Origin of the sequence: Pseudomonas sp. PGPPP4, from assembly GCF_002256045.1 — a bacterium.
In the GTDB taxonomy this organism is placed as follows: domain Bacteria; phylum Pseudomonadota; class Gammaproteobacteria; order Pseudomonadales; family Pseudomonadaceae; genus Chryseomonas; species Chryseomonas oryzihabitans.
The window spans coordinates 59,640-76,249 of sequence record NZ_NKID01000002.1; the positions used below are offsets into that span (position 1 = coordinate 59,640).

15 protein-coding genes and 1 tRNA gene are annotated in these 16,610 nt (G+C 65.0%); 8 read left to right on the forward strand and 8 right to left on the reverse strand.

The genetic code is table 11. From position 1 onward, the window contains the following. The first annotated feature begins 8 nt into the window (after positions 1-8). A complete protein-coding gene (locus tag CFE50_RS03140) occupies positions 9-377 on the forward strand; it encodes a response regulator (protein WP_007158982.1) in 369 nt (122 codons plus the stop codon). A 79-nt stretch (positions 378-456) separates the two neighbouring features. Here CFE50_RS03140 and CFE50_RS03145 read toward each other — a convergent pair whose 3' ends face one another. Beyond that, complete coding sequence (locus CFE50_RS03145) at positions 457-708, reverse strand: CsbD family protein (RefSeq protein ID WP_007158981.1); 252 nt, start codon at positions 706-708, stop codon at positions 457-459. A gap of 136 nt (positions 709-844) precedes the next feature. On the opposite strand from CFE50_RS03145, the gene CFE50_RS03150 reads away from it, so the two are divergent. The 3 genes from CFE50_RS03150 (at position 845) to cadR (ending at position 3,262) form a co-directional block, all read left to right on the forward strand. Further along, positions 845-2,248, forward strand: a complete 1,404-nt coding sequence (locus CFE50_RS03150) for a hypothetical protein (RefSeq protein ID WP_278389040.1) — start codon at positions 845-847, stop codon at positions 2,246-2,248. A gap of 169 nt (positions 2,249-2,417) precedes the next feature. Next, positions 2,418-2,597, forward strand: coding sequence for a hypothetical protein (locus CFE50_RS03155; protein WP_007158979.1), 180 nt, complete (start codon positions 2,418-2,420; stop codon positions 2,595-2,597). Between the two features lie 194 nt (positions 2,598-2,791). Continuing rightward, a complete protein-coding gene (gene cadR / locus CFE50_RS03160) occupies positions 2,792-3,262 on the forward strand; it encodes a Cd(II)/Pb(II)-responsive transcriptional regulator (RefSeq protein WP_286731945.1) in 471 nt (156 codons plus the stop codon). Between the two features lie 7 nt (positions 3,263-3,269). On the opposite strand, the gene rimO is transcribed toward cadR, so the two are convergent. Continuing rightward, positions 3,270-4,595, reverse strand: coding sequence for a 30S ribosomal protein S12 methylthiotransferase RimO (rimO, locus tag CFE50_RS03165; RefSeq protein WP_286731947.1), 1,326 nt, complete (start codon positions 4,593-4,595; stop codon positions 3,270-3,272). 306 nt (positions 4,596-4,901) lie between these two features. On the opposite strand from rimO, the gene CFE50_RS03170 reads away from it, so the two are divergent. Then, a complete protein-coding gene (locus tag CFE50_RS03170) occupies positions 4,902-6,743 on the forward strand; it encodes a potassium transporter Kup (protein ID WP_007158976.1) in 1,842 nt (613 codons plus the stop codon). A 46-nt stretch (positions 6,744-6,789) separates the two neighbouring features. Here the strand turns inward: CFE50_RS03170 and CFE50_RS03175 are convergent, their stop codons facing one another. The 5 genes from CFE50_RS03175 to CFE50_RS03195 form a co-directional block, all read right to left on the reverse strand. Further along, complete coding sequence (locus tag CFE50_RS03175) at positions 6,790-7,095, reverse strand: hypothetical protein (RefSeq protein ID WP_027599859.1); 306 nt, start codon at positions 7,093-7,095, stop codon at positions 6,790-6,792. Between the two features lie 205 nt (positions 7,096-7,300). Beyond that, on the reverse strand, positions 7,301-8,575 hold the full coding sequence (locus CFE50_RS03180) for a virulence factor family protein (protein WP_286731131.1): 1,275 nt from the start codon (positions 8,573-8,575) through the stop codon (positions 7,301-7,303). A 7-nt stretch (positions 8,576-8,582) separates the two neighbouring features. Next, entirely contained in the window at positions 8,583-11,240 is a 2,658-nt protein-coding gene (gene mprF, locus CFE50_RS03185) for a bifunctional lysylphosphatidylglycerol flippase/synthetase MprF (RefSeq protein WP_286731132.1), read from the reverse strand. A gap of 190 nt (positions 11,241-11,430) precedes the next feature. Then, positions 11,431-11,507, reverse strand: a tRNA-Met gene (locus CFE50_RS03190). Between the two features lie 89 nt (positions 11,508-11,596). After that, on the reverse strand, positions 11,597-11,743 hold the full coding sequence (locus CFE50_RS03195) for a hypothetical protein (protein ID WP_165904647.1): 147 nt from the start codon (positions 11,741-11,743) through the stop codon (positions 11,597-11,599). A gap of 172 nt (positions 11,744-11,915) precedes the next feature. On the opposite strand from CFE50_RS03195, the gene CFE50_RS03200 reads away from it, so the two are divergent. The 3 genes from CFE50_RS03200 (at position 11,916) to dinB (ending at position 13,690) form a co-directional block, all read left to right on the forward strand. Beyond that, positions 11,916-12,242 carry a hypothetical protein gene (locus tag CFE50_RS03200; protein WP_027599856.1) on the forward strand — a complete coding sequence of 109 codons (327 nt, stop codon included), beginning with the start codon at positions 11,916-11,918 and terminating at the stop codon, positions 12,240-12,242. A gap of 23 nt (positions 12,243-12,265) precedes the next feature. Then, positions 12,266-12,499: a hypothetical protein gene (locus tag CFE50_RS03205; RefSeq protein ID WP_007158971.1), complete on the forward strand. Its 234-nt coding sequence runs from the start codon at positions 12,266-12,268 to the stop codon at positions 12,497-12,499. A 93-nt stretch (positions 12,500-12,592) separates the two neighbouring features. Then, positions 12,593-13,690, forward strand: coding sequence for a DNA polymerase IV (dinB, locus tag CFE50_RS03210; RefSeq protein WP_058791578.1), 1,098 nt, complete (start codon positions 12,593-12,595; stop codon positions 13,688-13,690). Between the two features lie 4 nt (positions 13,691-13,694). Here the strand turns inward: dinB and CFE50_RS03215 are convergent, their stop codons facing one another. Then, positions 13,695-16,463 (reverse strand): response regulator, encoded by a 2,769-nt coding sequence (locus CFE50_RS03215; RefSeq protein WP_286731137.1) that lies wholly within the window; start codon positions 16,461-16,463, stop codon positions 13,695-13,697. Positions 16,464-16,610: the final 147 nt, after the last annotated feature.

Here is a 16,610-nt window from a genome sequence, read left to right on the forward strand (position 1 = left end):
ATCTCCAGATGACGACGATACTGGTGGTCGATGACGAATTCCTGATAGCGGACATCCTGGCCTTCGCCCTCGAAGACGAAGGCTACATGGTGGTCAAGGCGAGCAATGGTCGCCGAGCGCTTGACGTCTTCGATCGCGAACTACCGTCCCTGGTCATCACCGATTTCATGATGCCGGTGATGAACGGCCGCGAGCTGGCAGAGGCCCTGCGTGAACGTCAAGGCTTGCAGCATCTGCCCATTATCCTCATGAGCGGCGCCCAGGCGCATCTGGCTCAGGAGAGTTCGGAGCTGTTCGATTCCGTGTTTCAGAAGCCGTTCAACATCAGCGACATCGTCGATGCGGTGCACAAGCACCTGGTGACCCTGGAGCAATGACGAACCCATAGCAAAAAGGCCTGTCTAGACAGGCCTTTTTGCTATGGGGCTGGCGCAGCGGCCAGCCCTGCGTCTCCGATCAGGAGCGCGAAAGCAGTACGCCCAGCACGAAGCCGACGCCGCCGGCGATGGCCAGGGCAGTGAAGGGCTTGTCGGCGGTCACGTTGCGCGCGCAGTCGATGGCCTGGCCATACTGCTCCTGCAGCTTGCCTTCCAGCTGACGGGCCTTGCCCTGGGCTTGCCAGTCGGCATTGCCGGTCGCCGCGCCAAAGCTATCCTGGACCTTGCCGGTAGCGTCCTTGGCATTGCCTATGATCTGATCGGTATTCATAAATGCACCTCGTGTGGGGAAACGGGGGAGGTCATGCCAAGCGGCATGCTTCCTTTATTGATCCGCGCCAGACGCATTTCGTTCAGGTCAATTTGCTGTTCGCGACGTGTATCGCGGTTCCCTGCCGAGAGGATCCATGATCTCCAGCCGTTTTTCCGCCCTTTGCCTGCTGTCGCTCCTGGCGGGCTGCAGCACTCAGCAGCCGCCGGCCGAAGCCCCGACCGGGGCCGACGACCTCTTCGCCCGTCCTATCATCGCCGAGAGCGTTCTGCGCGAGGGTTCGCGTCTGCAGATGGCGCTCGCCCTGGCCGATGGCGGCTCCGCCCTGGTCTCCCTGGATTGCGTGGCTGACCAGGCCGAGTTGCTCTACCTGGATGGCGCTCAGCGGGTCTATCCGGGGCGGGTGAATGCCTATGCCGCGCCCTTGCCGTTGAGCGCGGCCAAGGTCGCGGCGCTCAAGCAGCGTCCCGATGTGGCGGCGCTCTGCGCCCGGCCCGCCAACGCCGACTGGCGCGCCCTCGCCAGGGGCCCCGGCGGCGACACCCTGGTGATTGATCGCAACAGCCTGGTGGACGATAACGGCGTGCGCCGTTTCTGGGCGGGTCAGCAACTGCCCGTCGTCCTGCAGACGCCACGCTACGGTGCTCCGGTGCGCCAGTGGCGCGAATCCCTGGCGGCCGACTGCACGGCGCGCCGCTACCTGCTACTGGCGCGCTACGGCCTGGACGATGCGGGGCGGGTGACCGACAGCCAGCCGAGCGCCCAGGGCCAGGAAGCCTTCACGGCGGCGCCGGCCGAACGGCGTACCCTGCTGGAAGCCGCCTGTGATCGGCGAGACGCCTTGTTGGCTACGCCGCGCATGGAAGAGGTGAGGGCCGCCGCCACACCGCCGGCTGCTCCGCCGCCTCCCGGCGAACTACCCGCGGCCCAGGCGCAGCCCCTGCAGGCGCTCAAGGCGTTGGCGCTGCCCGCGCCGCGGGTGGTTGTGCAGCGCTTCGTGGAGGAGGGCGAGAGCCGCTACGAAGGCCAGACCCATGCCTATCGCGAAGAGGTGCAGGTCAGCCCTGGCGCCCAGCCCGGACTGCTGCGCTTCAGTGCCCAGGGCAAGGCGGCCCGGGTCGATTCGCTCACCTGGCGCGGGCTGATCGACCTGGTACGCCGTACCCGTATCGACAACGGCAACCTGCCGGTGGAAGAAGTCGCCAGCCTGGATCAGCTGACCTTCAGCGGCGACTGGCGCGCCCTCGCCGTTGGCAGCCAGGTCGGTTACCAGGCGCGGCAGACCCTGACCGGCAATCTCAAGGGCGCCGAGCAGCGCGAGATCAGGCTGTCCTGCAAGGTGGTGGGCGACGGCGAGGCGCGCCGGGTATTGGCCAGCCTCAGCGGCCGGGCCAAGACCCTGGAGTGCCGGCATGGCGAGGCGGGCCATGGCCCCCTGAGTCGCTGGACCTACCTGGAGGACTACGGCTTCTTCCACCTGACCAGTGTCGGAGCCGGACGCGCCATGGGCCTGGAAAAGCACCTTAGCGACCTGCGATAGCCGGCCCAGAGCCCCTGGTCAGGCCGGGGGCTGCTGCATGAGGTCTGGAAGTTCCCAAGTGATATTTTCCTCAGAGGTAAATATCACTCTCTAAAAGGACTCTTTTTGGCGAATTAGTACTGGGAGTACGCTGTGTCTATCGAAACAGCACAACCAAGAGGTATTCGCTATGAAAGTCCTGGGTGTCCAAGCCATCGTCGCCGTCCTGTTCATGGGTCTGCTGTCGGGCACGGCGTCCGCCGCCAGCCGCGATATGTCGAGCAAGTCGATTCGCGCCAACGCTCAAGCCCAATTCCAGTCGGAGCATCCCAACCGGGTCTCCGCGCTCTACCAGAACAACGCCAACTAATCTGGCGGCTGTCTCGACGCCCCGGCGACCCACTCATCGCCGGGGCGTCGTCCTGTCTGGCCCCTCATCAGCCGGACTATCCATGTCTTCCCCCTCCGGTAACGTCGCTCCCTCAACCCCCTGACCGTCTTCCGTCCTTGCTGCAGCGGCTCCGGCACGGCAGGCTGTGCACCTCAGCTCAACGAGACAGGATGATGAAGATCGGCGAATTGGCCAGGCGCACCGATTGCGCCGTCGAGACCATCAGGTACTACGAGCGCGAAGGGCTGCTGAATCCGGCGGCGCGCAGCAGCAGCAACTACCGCAGCTATGACGAAAGCCAGGTCGAGCGCCTGGTCTTCGTTCGCCATTGCCGGTCGCTGGACATGACGCTGGAAGAGATTCGCGCCCTGCTGGCCCTGCGCGATACCCGCGAACCCGGCTGCGCCCAGGTGGACGCCCTGATCGGCGCCCATCTGCATCATGTCGAGGTACGTATCCGCGAGTTGAATCAGCTGCGTGAACAGCTGGTGACCCTGAGGCGCCACTGCCAGGGAGAGGGCGAAGGGGACCGTTGCGGCATCCTGCGCGAACTCGGTCAGCCGGCGGCACCGTCGGCGACCACCGCCAGCTGCAGTGCGGCCGGGCACGCCCATGTGCCCGGCACCCACCGCCTGCATGACTAGCTAGGAATCAGAGCGCCTCTGCCCAGAGGTCGTACTCGTCGGCGTCGGTGACCCGCACCCAGACCTTGTCACCCGGCTTCAGCGGATTGGCGCTGTCGACATAGACGTTGCCGTCGATTTCCGGGGCATCGGCATAGGAACGGCCGATGGCGCCCTGGTCGTCCACCTCGTCGATCAGCACCTCGATCTCGCGACCGATCTTGAGCTGCAGGCGCGCGGCGGAGATGGCCTGCTGGTGCGCCATGAAGCGCTCCCAGCGCTCCTGCTTGATCTCGTCCGCCACCGGCTCCAGGCCCAGCTCGTTGGCGGGTGCGCCCTCGACCGGCGAGTACTGGAAGCAGCCGACGCGATCGAGCTGGGCCTCGGTGAGCCAGTCCAGCAGGTACTGGAAGTCTTCCTCGGTCTCGCCGGGAAAGCCGACGATGAAGGTGGAGCGGATGGTCAGCTCCGGGCAGATCTCGCGCCAGCGCTTGATGCGCGCCAGGGTCTTGTCCTCGAACGCCGGGCGCTTCATGGACTTGAGCACCTTCGGGCTGGCGTGCTGGAAGGGGATGTCCAGGTAGGGCAGCAGCTTGCCGGCGGCCATCAGCGGAATGACGTCGTCGACATTGGGGTAGGGGTAGACATAGTGCAGGCGCACCCAGACGCCCATGCCCGACAGCGCCTCGCACAGCTCCAGCATGCGCGTCTTGACCGGCTGGCCGTTCCAGAAGTCCAGCTTGTACTTGAGGTCGACGCCGTAGGCGCTGGTGTCCTGGGAGATCACCAGCAGCTCCTTGACGCCGGCCTTGACCAGGCGCTCGGCCTCGGACAGCACGTCGCCCACCGGGCGGCTGACCAGCTTGCCGCGCATGGAGGGGATGATGCAGAAGCTGCAGCTGTGGTTGCAGCCTTCGGAAATCTTCAGGTAGGCGTAGTGGCGCGGGGTCAGCTTGATGCCCTGGGGCGGCACCAGATCGATCAGCGGATTGTGCTCCAGCTGCGGCGGCACCACCTCGTGCACGGCGCTGACCACCTGCTCGTACTGCTGCGGACCGGTCACCGCCAGCACGCTGGGATGCACGCCGCGGATGTTGCCCTCGTCCACACCCATGCACCCGGTGACGATCACCTTGCCGTTCTCGGCGATGGCCTCGCCAATGGCGTCCAGGGACTCGGCCTTGGCGCTGTCGATGAAGCCGCAGGTGTTGACCACCACTACGTCGGCGTCTTCATAGGTCGGCACGATCTCGTAGCCTTCCATGCGCAGCTGGGTGAGGATGCGTTCGGAGTCGACGGTGGCCTTGGGACAGCCGAGGCTGACGAAACCGACCTTGGGGGCGGACGTTTGGATGGACATGGGCTAACCTCGGCGGGCGCTCAGGAGGCGCCTTGATCAAAAAACGCGCGATTCTAGCCATCTCTGCCGCTGCTTGGAAGGGGCAGGCAGGTCCTGGCGACCGCGCAGAGCTTTTTGCCGACCAAGGAGTCTATGGTGCTGGAAGCGCTGCGCTGAGAGGTTGCGCGCGCCACGCTACCGGCCTTTTCAACTTGATCCTGACGCCGCTTCGGCGCAGGATGCGCCGATTTTAGACTCTAGGAGCCCTGCATGAGCCGTCCGGAACACGAGCACGGTGGTAAAGCCCCTTCGGCCTTGGGAATGATCGTGCTCGCCACCGGTGTGGTATACGGCGACATCGGCACCAGTCCTCTCTATACCCTCAAGGAAGTCTTTTCGCCGCACTACGGCTTGCCGCTGAATCACGACAGTGTGCTCGGCATCCTGTCGCTGATCTTCTGGTCGCTCATCTGGGTGGTCACCCTTAAATACATCACCTTCGTCATGCGTGCCGACAACCAGGGCGAGGGCGGCATCATGGCGCTCACCGCCCTGGCCCGGCGTGCCGCCCAGGGCTCGCCGCGCCTGGCCACCACCCTGGTGCTGCTGGGGCTGTTCGGCGCCGCGCTCTTCTATGGCGACAGCATGATCACCCCGGCGGTCTCGGTGCTGTCGGCGGTGGAGGGCCTGGAACTGGCCTTCGATGGCCTGGAAGCCTGGGTGGTGCCCATCGCCCTGGTGATCCTGGTCGGCATCTTCGCCATCCAGAAGCGCGGTACCGCCACCATCGGCAAGTTCTTCGGGCCGGTGATGGTGCTCTGGTTCACCACCCTGGGCGCCCTGGGTGTCTATGGCATCGTCCAGCAGCCCGAGGTACTCAAGGCCTTCAATCCCTACTGGGCGGTGCAATTCTTCGCCGATAACCCGGTGAAGGGCTTCATCGTGCTGGGCGCGGCCGTGCTGGCGCTGACCGGCGCCGAGGCGCTCTACGCCGACATGGGGCACTTCGGCCGCAAGCCCATCGCCCGGGCCTGGCTGCTGCTGGTGCTGCCGGGGCTGGTGCTCAACTACTTCGGTCAGGGCGCGCTGTTGCTCGCCGATCCCGCGGCGGTGCGCAATCCCTTCTATCTGCTGGCGCCGGAATGGCTGCTGCTGCCGATGATCGGCCTGGCCACCCTGGCCACCGTCATCGCCTCCCAGGCGGTGATCACCGGCGCCTTCTCCATGACCCGCCAGGCCATCCAGCTGGGCTACATCCCGCGCATGCAGATCCAGCACACCTCCAGCCAGGAGCAGGGGCAGATCTACATTCCGCTGATGAACTGGGCGCTGATGCTGGGGGTGATCTTCCTGATTCTGACCTTCCAGTCCTCGGCCAACCTGGCCGAAGCCTACGGTGTGGCGGTGACCGGCACCATGCTGATCACCAGTTGCCTGGTGTCGGCGGTGATCCTGCTGCTGTGGAAATGGCCACGCTGGATCATGGTGCCGCTGCTGATCGGCTTCCTGCTGGTGGACGTGCTGTACTTCTCCGCTAATGCGCCAAAGATCTTTTCCGGCGGCTCCTTCCCGGTGATCGCCGGTATCGTCATCTTCATCCTGCTGACCACCTGGAAGCGGGGCCGGCAACTGGTGGTGGAGCGCCTGGACGACGGCGCGCTGCCGCTGCCGATCTTCATCAGCAGCATCCGCGCCCAACCGCCGTTCCGTGCCAAGGGCACCGCGGTGTTCTTGACCGCCCGTACCGACGTGGTCCCCCACGCCATGCTGCACAACCTGCTGCACAACCAGGTGCTGCACGAGCAGGTGGTGCTGCTCACGGTGCGCTACGAGGACCGTCCGCGGGTGTCGCGCGGCGAGCGCATGGAGGTCGAGGACTTCGGTGACGGCTTCTATCGGGTGGTGCTGCACTACGGCTTCATGGACGAACCGGACATTCCCCTGGCGCTCAGCCATTGCCCCTATCCGGGACTGGACTTCACGCCGATGCGTACCACCTACTTCCTCAGCCGGGAGACGGTCATCGCCTCCAAGCGCCTGGGCATGGCGCCCTGGCGTGAGAATCTCTTCGTCTTCCTGATGAAGAACGCCAACGGCAACCTGAGATTCTTCAAGCTGCCGGTGAACCGGGTGATCGAACTGGGTACCCAAGTCGAGATCTAGCCGAGCGCGAAAAGCACAAAGGCCCCAGCAGGGGCCTTTTCTTTGCCTAGTTGAAGACTGGTGGGGGGAGGGCGTCGGGATCGGTGATGAAGGGCATCTGCCAGCTGTCGAGGGTCTGGCCGCGGCTCTCCAGCTCGCTGCGTACCGTGCCGATGTAGCCGGCCAGGCGCAGGGGATCGGCGTAGTCCGCCTCGCCGAGCTGTTCTTCGGTATAGAGCGTCTTACCCTGGGCATCCACCACGCCCAGGGCCAGGTCATGGCCATCCGCACCGGACGACACCACGCAGCCAAGGGGTTGGAAGGCATCCACCAGGATCTTGCTGGCGGCATCGGCGGAAAGCGGTGTGCTCATGTCGGGGGTCTCCGTGGCTGTTGCAGCCATAGACCGCGGGAGACCATCCCCTTGTTCCGGCCGTTCGTCCGGGCCCCAAGCCAGTCCAAAGTCTGCTGCGCGTCGGCTAGGCGGCGTTGAAAATAGCTTCGCGGGGCCGCCTAGGCCTTGCTTAGCTCTAGCTCGCTAGACTTTGAACAGGCTTCAAGCCCGGTCTATCTGGTGGCTATTGCGGCGTACGGGCCTCGATGGCCTTGACCATGAAGTCGGCCAGCTTGTCGTAGTTCTCGTCGAAGTGATGACCGCCCGGGCGGCCCAGCTTCTCGCCCGGCTGGCCTGGCTGGGTGCAACCGCTGTCGTCCTTTTCTTCCTCGCCATAGACGCAGAACAGCTTGGCGGCGGGGATCTTGCTGGTTTCCGGCAGGGTGTCGGCTTCGTCACCCGGCTTGCCCAGCCAGCCTTCCACGGCGATCTCGAAGTTGCTCTTGCGGCTGAAGGCCAGCAGCAGCAGCGAGGTCACCTGGTCCTGATCCGCCTTCGGCAGGCGGTTGTAGACTGCCGGCAGGATGTCGGCGCCAAAGGAGTAACCGGCCAGCACGAAGTGCTTGGCGTTCCACTTCTCACGGTATTCCTGCATCAGGTTGGCCAGGTCGGCGGCCACCTGTTCCGGACTCTTGTGCTGCCAGAAGTAGCGCAGCGCATCCACACCCACCACCGGATAGCCTGCTTCGTTCATGGCCTGGGCGGAGAGCCGGTCGATGTCGCGCCAGCCGCCGTCACCGGAGTAGAAGATGGTCACCACGTCGGGATGGCCGGGCTTGACGTCAGGATCGGCCGGCATCTCGATGGTCGGGATATCGTTGTGCTGACCTAGCAGGCGGTTCTTCAGCTGGGTGCGCAGCACCACCGGCAGGGCGGTGCCGTAGTCGGCGATGGTCAGGTCGGCATTGCTCTGCTGACGCACGAAGATCGCCGAATCATCGGTCGGATGATCGTTCCAGGCGATGTGCCACTGGCCGGCTGCCGCCTTGGCGGGCAGGGCGTCCGGGCAATCCAGGGTTTCCAGGTTGAAGCCGACACTCAGGGCGGCGGCCTTGGCGTTGTCCTGGGTGGCCAACCAGCGCCAGGCGCGGGCGGCGCCCGGGCCGATGCCGCCGACAAAGGTCGGCGCGCCGCTCAGTTGCTTGGCGGCGGCGGCGAAGTCGTCGTTCTGCGCCTGGCAGTTGTTGGAGATCTGGACCTCGTATTGGACGATCTCGGCGCCGGTGTTGGTCGCCAGCCCCAGCAGATCGGCGTCCGCCAGCTGCAGATCCGCAGGTGTGGCCAGCACCACGCGAGCGTGCGGCTCGCCCTTGGGCGCGGCCATGGTCAGCAGGCGGCCGTCCGGCTGCGCCATGACCTTGACCTGGGGCGCCGAGGGCCAGCGATGGAGCCACCACCAGCCGAGGCCCCCCGCGATCAGCAGGATGACGAGCAGTACTGCGAGTGCACGTTTCAGCATAGGAGTCTCAACGTTTGACCAGGCCGGTATAACCCCCGGCGATTAGGGCGGCGGTATCGGCGAAGGCGACCAGGGGATCCAGGCCGGCGGGGACCGCCATGTAGCGCGGTTCCCATTCCGGATCGAACTTGTCCTTGAAGCGGCGCAACCCCTGGAAGTTATAGAACTGTTCGCCGCGTCTGAACACCATGGCGCCCAGGCGCTGGGTGATGGGGGCGCCACGGCGGGGATGCAGGCCGGCCAGCGGAACCATGCCCAGCGAGAAGCGCGCGAAGCCGGCGGCCTTGAAGTGCAGGATCAGCCCGAGCATGAGGAATTCCATGGTCTGCTTGGGCGCATCCGCGGTGACCCGCATCAGGTCGATGCTGGCCAGATCCGGGCGTTCGGTCTCCAGGAGGTTGGCGAAGGCCACCGCCTTGCCCTGGAAGCGCACCACGGCGATGCGGAAGTGCTTGAGATAGGTCGGATCGAAGCGACCCAGGGAAAAGCCCTTCTCGCGCACCTGCTTGCTTTCCAGCCAGACGTCGGAGATGGCCTTGAGCTCGGCCAGGGGCGCCTCGCCCGGGGCGTGGAATTCGATGGCGAGGCCATCGCGCTGACCACGATTCCAGGTGTATCTGAGGTCCTTCTTGCCCTTGCTGTCGAGATCGAAGGCATGCAGGTCGACCCGCGCCTCTTCGCCGAGCTTGAGCGCGGTGAGGCCGATGTCCATGTAGAAGGGCAGGTTCTCCGCCCGTACCTGGTAGAACACCGGGCGTGCATGGTGCAGGTCGCAGAGGTCGCGGAATTTCCAGATCAGCTCGGCGCGGGGCTGGGAGCGGCCGATGGGATCGAAGAGGGCGATCAGGCTGCGGCCGCGGCGTCCGTACATCAGGAAGGCATCGTCGGTTTCGTGGAAGAGCAGGGCCTTGTCGCCGGTCATCACCAGGCCGCCATCCGGCTGGCTGGACTTGCGCACGATGCCGAAGGCGCGCTCGAGCTCGGCGCCGGTGGGCGCTTCGATGGGCGGCGGCGCGGCGCGCAGCAGCCAGCCCAGGGCGATGATCAGCAGTAGGACGGAGCTGCCCAGGGCGGCACGCAGGCCGCGCGGGGCATCGGCGTCCAGCGCGAATTGCCACCAGAGGCGGGTGTCGTAGGGCACGTCCTGATAGGCGAACAGCAGCAACCATACCGAGGCCGCGACCACGCAGATGCTGGCGGTCACGTACAGCGGCGAGAAGGGCTGTTCCATCAGCCGGCTGCGGCGATAGAAGGATTTACGGAAGATGGCGAGCAGCGCGGCCGTCATCGCCAGAATGGAGGCTTCCTCCCAGTCGAAACCTTTCAACAGGGACAGCAGGCAGCCCAACAGCAGCAAGACCAAGGTCACCGCCCAAGCCGCGGAGAGGCGCCGACGCAATCCCTGCGCCAGCAATAGACAAACGACGCCGATCAGGCTCGCGCCCAGGTGGGAGGCATCGATCAGCCGCTGGGGGAGCAGGAAGTCCATGCCCTCCAGGCGGGTGTCTATTTCAGGGGTGACCCCAGAAAAAAGCAGCACCACCCCAGAAAAAAAAACCAGGATGGCGAGGATGGGTGCGGCCAGGCCGGAGGCGACCCGTACGGCCGGACTGTTCGACAGCAGGCGCCGGCCTTCGCTGAACAGCAGCACCAGGCAGGCGATCACGAACGGCAGCAGCACATAGAAGAGGCGGTAGACCACCAGCGCCGCGGCCAGCTGCGCGGCGCCCAGTTCATTGGCGAAGGCGGCCAGCAGTACCGCTTCGAACACGCCGACACCGCCCGGAACATGACTGAGCACCCCGGCGGCCAGGGCCAGCAGGTAGACCAGCAGGAAGGCACCGAAGGGCGGCGCCGTGGGCAGCAGCAGATAGAGCACCATCGAGGCGGCGGTCACGTCGAGGATGGTGATCACCAGCTGCAGCACGGACAGCCGCAGGGTCGGCAGGCGCAGGGCGCGCTTGCCGATGCGGAAGTGCAGGGCATGGGCGCAGGGCTGCTCGGGCGCGCGCCAGCGGCGCAGCGCCAGGATGCCCACGGCATAGCCGATCAGGATCAGGGCAGCCACCGTGACGATGACAGCTTCCGGCACGCGCAAGGCCTGGGTGGAGGCCGGCAGGTTGGTCAGGGCGGCGATGGCGGCCAGCGGCGGCAGGGCGGTGCCCAGCGCCAGACTGGAGAATACCGTCATCTGCGCCACTTCCAGGGCACTGAGCCCCTGACGGGCATAGAGGCGATAGCGCACCGAGCCGCCGGACAGCATGGACAGGCCGATCGCGTTGCCGATGGCGAAGGCGGTAAGACCACCCATGGTCCAGGTTCGGGCCGGCAACTTGACGTCGGCGAAGCGCATGGCCGACCACTCGTAACCGAGCAGGATGGTGAAACCGGCGGCCGCGGCGATGAGGGCGCCGATCAGCGAGGAATGGGGGATATCGTGGAGGGCATCGTGAAGGGCTTCGCCATCGATGCTGCTGAGCAGGTGCCAGCAGACCACCAAGGCGGCGGCGAACAGTACCAGGGTGACGCCCAGTTCGATGGGTTGTCGATAGGCCGTCAACCGCTCCAGAAGGCGCCAGGGTAGCGCTTGAGGGGGCGCTACGGGGTGGTCCGCAGGGGATGCCGGCTTCGAGGAGACCTCTTTGGCTGGATCAGGTGCAGTCATGCAAACTCCTCTAGACAGGAACGCGCGTCAGATTACTGGTCGCGCGCGGTTTGCCAAGCCTTGTACAGATAAAAAAGCTCTATACCAACCTTTGTAGCTCTTGCAGCTGCCAAGTTCGCACCGCTTGGATCTGACCTGGGTCAAATTCAGCGCAAAAAAAAACCACTCAAGAGAGTGGTTTTTTCGAATTTGGTTGCGGGAGCTGGATTTGAACCAACGACCTTCGGGTTATGAGCCCGACGAGCTACCAGACTGCTCCATCCCGCGTCCGATGGGGCTCAGTATAGGGCCAAGAAAAAATTCGTCAAGAAAAATTTAATAGCGATCAAAGGCTTATTTACCAAGCAGGGGCGGGCCTACTTGTCGCCGTCGCTTTTCTGCATCTGCACGGATGCCTTTTCACCGCTCGAGCGATTCTGTTGATCCGACTGGTCGCGATCGAAGCAGCCGCCCAGCATGAGGCTGAGGAGCAGGGCGGAGGACAGGAGTAGAGGGCGTTTCATGAGGGTTCTCCTAGAGGTACGTCCTCAGTCGACCTGTCCTGGCGGCAAAGAGTCCGGAAACCCGATGAGAGTGCCTCTTCGATCAAGTGAGAAGGTGATAGCAAATCGCCGCTAAGCGGCTAAGGCGGGTGGTGGCCATGTGCTATCCTCGATGAGTGTTATGGAGAACCTCATGCAGCCTTCCCAGGATTCGAGTTGTCTGGATCAGCGCATCATGCGCGTGATGGATCACGATATAGCGACACTGGTCGCCCAGTTGTGCAATCTTTCCCTGGCGCTGACCGGCAGCAGTGCCAAAGGCGCGTCGGAGATGGCACTTCAGGTCGTGGAGAAAGTCGAATTGCTCGTCGACGACATGCAGACGCTCCGCGCCGCTGCGCAGGAATTGCTGGACACCACGTCCCGCCATGTTCGCTCCGGCCATATAGAAGATCGGACCGCCATCGCCGGCGACGAGAGTGCACCTTTCGACGATGGGCAGCGCGACCGGACCGTTTGACCAGGAAAGTCCAAGGGGCCGCCATGAATCTCCTGCTGGAAACCTTGCTCCACCATCTCCAGGGCCTGGGTCGCATCGAGTTCTTCGAGCGCAGCGAGCATTTCGCACGATTGATGATCACCACACCCGACGGCGTGATCGCCGAACGCCACCTTTATTACGATCAGCTGCACCACGCCCACGATCTCAAGGCGGTGGTCGATGAGCTGCGCGAAGAGGTCGTGCACCGGCAACGCCTGCTGCAAGACGTCGGTTGACGGGTGATTCGTCGTTCGCCATGGACAAATCCGGGCGGTCTTGGCTTACTGTGCGGATAATCAGCCGTCATGCCCGGCCCGGCATCTGCTCCCATGGCTCCGGACAATTCTCCCGCCCAGCTCCCACCCAAGCGCCAGCGCAAGATCATCCATGTCGACTGTGACTGCTTCTATGCGTCCATCGAGATGCGTGACGATCCGCGCCTGGGCGGCAAGCCGCTGGCGGTAGGCGGGACCCCCGATCGGCGCGGGGTGGTCGCCACCTGCAACTACGAAGCCCGGGCCTTCGGGGTGCGTTCGGCCATGTCCTCCCATCAGGCGCAGAAACTCTGTCCCGACCTGGTGTTCGTCAAGCCGCGCTTCGAGGTCTACAAGGAGGTGTCGCGGCAGATCCACGGGATCTTCCAGGACTACACCGAGCTGATCGAGCCGCTGTCCCTCGACGAAGCCTACCTGGATGTCACCCAGTGCGAGCTGTTCAACGGCAGCGCTACCCTGATCGCCCGCGATATCCGCCGTCGGGTGTGGCAGGAGCTCAACATCACGGTGTCCGCCGGGGTCGCGCCCAACAAGTTTCTCGCCAAGATCGCCAGCGACTGGAAAAAGCCCAACGGGCTGTTCGTCATCGCTCCTCACGAGGTGGCCGACTTCGTCGCCGCGCTGCCGGTGGCCAAGCTGCACGGCGTCGGCAAGGTCACCGCCGACAAGCTCAAGCGTCGCGGCATCGTCCTCTGCAGCGATCTGCAGACCTGGTCGCGCTTCGATCTGCTGCGCGAATTCGGCAGCTTCGGCGAGCGCCTCTGGTCGCTGGCCCATGGCATCGACGAGCGCCAGGTCAAGGTGGACAGCCAGCGGCAGTCGGCCAGCGTGGAACGCACCTATGACCGCGACCTGCCCGACGCCGCCGCCTGTGCGCAGGAATTGCCCGACTTGCTGGCCAAACTCGAAGAGCGGCTGACACGCCTGGCGGACCGCTATCGCCCGGAGCGGCCCTTCATCAAGGTCAAGTTCCACGACTTCACCCAGACCACCCTGGAGCAGCAGGGCGCCGGTCGCGATCTCGACAGTTATCGGCGCCTGCTGGAGCAGGCCTACCGCCGGGGCAATCGACCGGTACGGCTGCTGGGCGTGGGCGTGCGCCTGACCGATCTGCGCGAGGCGGCGCTGCAGCTGAGGCTGTTCGAAGACTAGCCCGCTAGAGCGGGCTCTTGGCCTGGGTCGACAGGTTGACGATAGCCGCGTCCAGTTCTTCCAGCGCCGGGCTGGAGGTGGGAGCGCCCTGCTTGAGCAGGGTTTCGCTGTGCTGGCAGGCCGCGCGCAGCTGGGGTACGCCGCAATAGCGGGTGGCACCATGCAGGCGGTGGACACGCTCGATGAGGGCGATCCGATCGCCGTCTTCGCGGGCCAGGCGGATGGCCTGGCGATCCGCGGCCAGGGAGGCGAGCAGCATGCTCAGGAGATCCTTGGCCAGATCCGGCTTGTTGGCGGCCAGCCGCAGGCCTTCGTCGGCATCCATCACCGGCAGGGTGGAGATGTCCTGGCCGCCGCTGTTGAGGCTGGTGACCTCGGGCGCCGAGCTGTGCAGCAGGCGCAGGCCGGTCCACTTGAGGATGACCTGGGCCAGTTGCCGATCGCTGATGGGCTTGGTGAGGTAGTCGTCCATGCCGCTCTGCAGCAGCGCGCGTTTCTCGTTGGCCATGGCGTGGGCGGTGAGGGCGACGATGGGCACCGGGGTGCCGCCCTCGCTGGCTTCCCAGTCGCGGATCGCCTCGGTGGCCTGGCGTCCGTCCATGCCGGGCATCTGCACGTCCATGAACACCAGGTCGAAGCGTTCCTGCTGGACGGCTTCCACCGCGGCATAGCCGCTTTCCACCGCCGTGACCTGGGCGCCCAGGTCGGTCAGCAGGGTCTCCACCAGCAGCAGGTTGGCCGGATTGTCGTCCACGCAGAGCAGTCGCGGCGGGCGGTCGGTAATGCCCAGGCCACCGCTCTCGTTGCGCTGCGGCCGCTGGTTGAGCAATTCCGCCACCGCCTGCTCCAGCTTGCGACTGCAGGCCGGCTTGGAATGCAGCTGGCAATGGACATCGGGCAGCGAGGCATGGAAGACCGCCTGGTCGGTGGTCGGGCAATAGACCAGGGTATTGCAGTCCTGGCGGCCCAGTTCCCAGATGCGCTCGGTGAGCAGATCCGGCGGGATGCTGCGGGCGCTGACGCCGAGTACCGCCAGACTGACCGGCAACTTGCCGGAGGCCGGATGGGCGACGGCTTCGCTGAGCTGCTCGAGGGTCTCGAACGGCTCCACGCTCAGGCCACATTCTTCCAGCTGGTGCTGCAGCGCCTGGCGAGTGAGGGGGTGGGGCTCCACCAGGCCGACGCGGCGACCGGCCAGGGCAATGCGCTTGTGGCTCTCGACGCTGCCATGGGCTTTGGGCAGGTTGAGGGTGATCCAGAATTCAGAGCCCTCGCCGGGAATGCTCTCCAGGCCGATCTCGCCGCCCATCTGCTCGATCAGGCGCTTGGAGATGACCAGGCCGAGGCCGGTGCCGCCGGCCTGGCGGGTCAGGGAATTGTCGGCCTGGGAGAAGGCCTGGAACAGCATCTGGCGGTCTTCGTCGGTGAGGCCGACGCCGGTGTCCTGGACACTGATGCGCAGCTGGGCGTGGTCGTCGGTCTCTTCCTCGACCATGGCACGCACGGCGATGGTGCCGGAGTGGGTGAACTTGATGGCGTTGCTCACCAGGTTGGTGAGCACCTGGCGCAGGCGCTGCGGATCGCCGACCAGGTGGGTCGGGGTGTCGCGATAGACCAGGCAGACCAGTTCCAGGTGCTTTTCGTGGGCCGAGGGCGCCAGGATGGTCAGGGTGTCCTGGATCATGTCGCGCAGGTTGAACGGCAGATTCTCCAGCACCAGCTTGCCGGCTTCGATCTTCGAGAAATCGAGAATCTCGTTGATGATGCCCAGCAGGCTCTCGGCGGAATTCTGGATGGTGCTCAGGTAATCCTGCTGGCGCGGGGTCAGTTCGCTCTTCTGCATCAGGTTGGTGAAGCCGATGATGCCGTTGAGCGGGGTGCGGATCTCGTGACTCATGTTGGCCAGGAATTCCGACTTGATGCGGCTGGCCTCCAGCGCGGCCTTGCGCGCCAGATCCAGCTCTATGTTCTGGATCTCGATGGTTTCCAGATTCTGGCGCACGTCCTCGGTGGCCTGGTCGATGTTGTTCTGCATCTCGAACTGGGCGTTTTCCATGGCTTCGGCCATGCGATTGATGCCGGTGGCCAGTTCGTCGAATTCGGGACTGCCGAGCTGGGTCGGCAGGCGGGTCTCCAGGCGACCTTCCTGCAACTGGCTGACACCCTGGGCGATCACCTGCAGCGGCCGGTTGATGCGCCGACCCATGCGCACTGCGATGAAGGCGGTGAAGGCCAGGCCGAGCAGGATCAGCAGGAGACCGGCCACCAGGTTGCGATAGCCGCGCAGCAGGGTGGCGTGGTGGGAGAGTTCGAGCTGGATCCAGCCCAGCGTCTGGGGGGTGGCCGGGCTGCCGTCGCTGCGGGTCAGGCGCAGGTCGTGGGTCTGCACCGGCAGGTTGAAGTGGGTGATGTCCAGCCCGGATCTCATGCTGATGGTCTGGTAGTCGCGCCCGGTGAGCTCAACCGTCATCGAGGGGCCGGCGTGGGCGAGGACGTTGCCGTCGGCATCCAGGAAGGTGATGGCGCGGACATCGGCCTGGTCTAGAGCGCGCTGGGCGATGCGGTTGAGCTGGTCGTTGTCGCCGGTACGCATGGCCGGCGCGATGAGCGGCGCCATCTGCTGGGCCACCAGCTGGCCATGCTCGATGAGCTGGCTGCGCATGTCGGACAGCTGCACCCAGCTGAAGTAGACCCCCAGCAGGGCCGCCATGCAGCAGGTCGGGAGGACGCTCAACAGCAGGATGCGCCCCTTGAGTCCCAATTCGTCCAGCACTGCACGTCCCCCAGAGGAAATTTGGCCAGTCTAACCCCTTTACCAAATGTAAAGAGAGTCTTTGCGAAAGGGGTCGCACCCCCTGGCGCTCTGATTCGAGAAAATCCGCGAAGGCTGCCACGGTCCCTGGCCGCGGTGCACAACCAT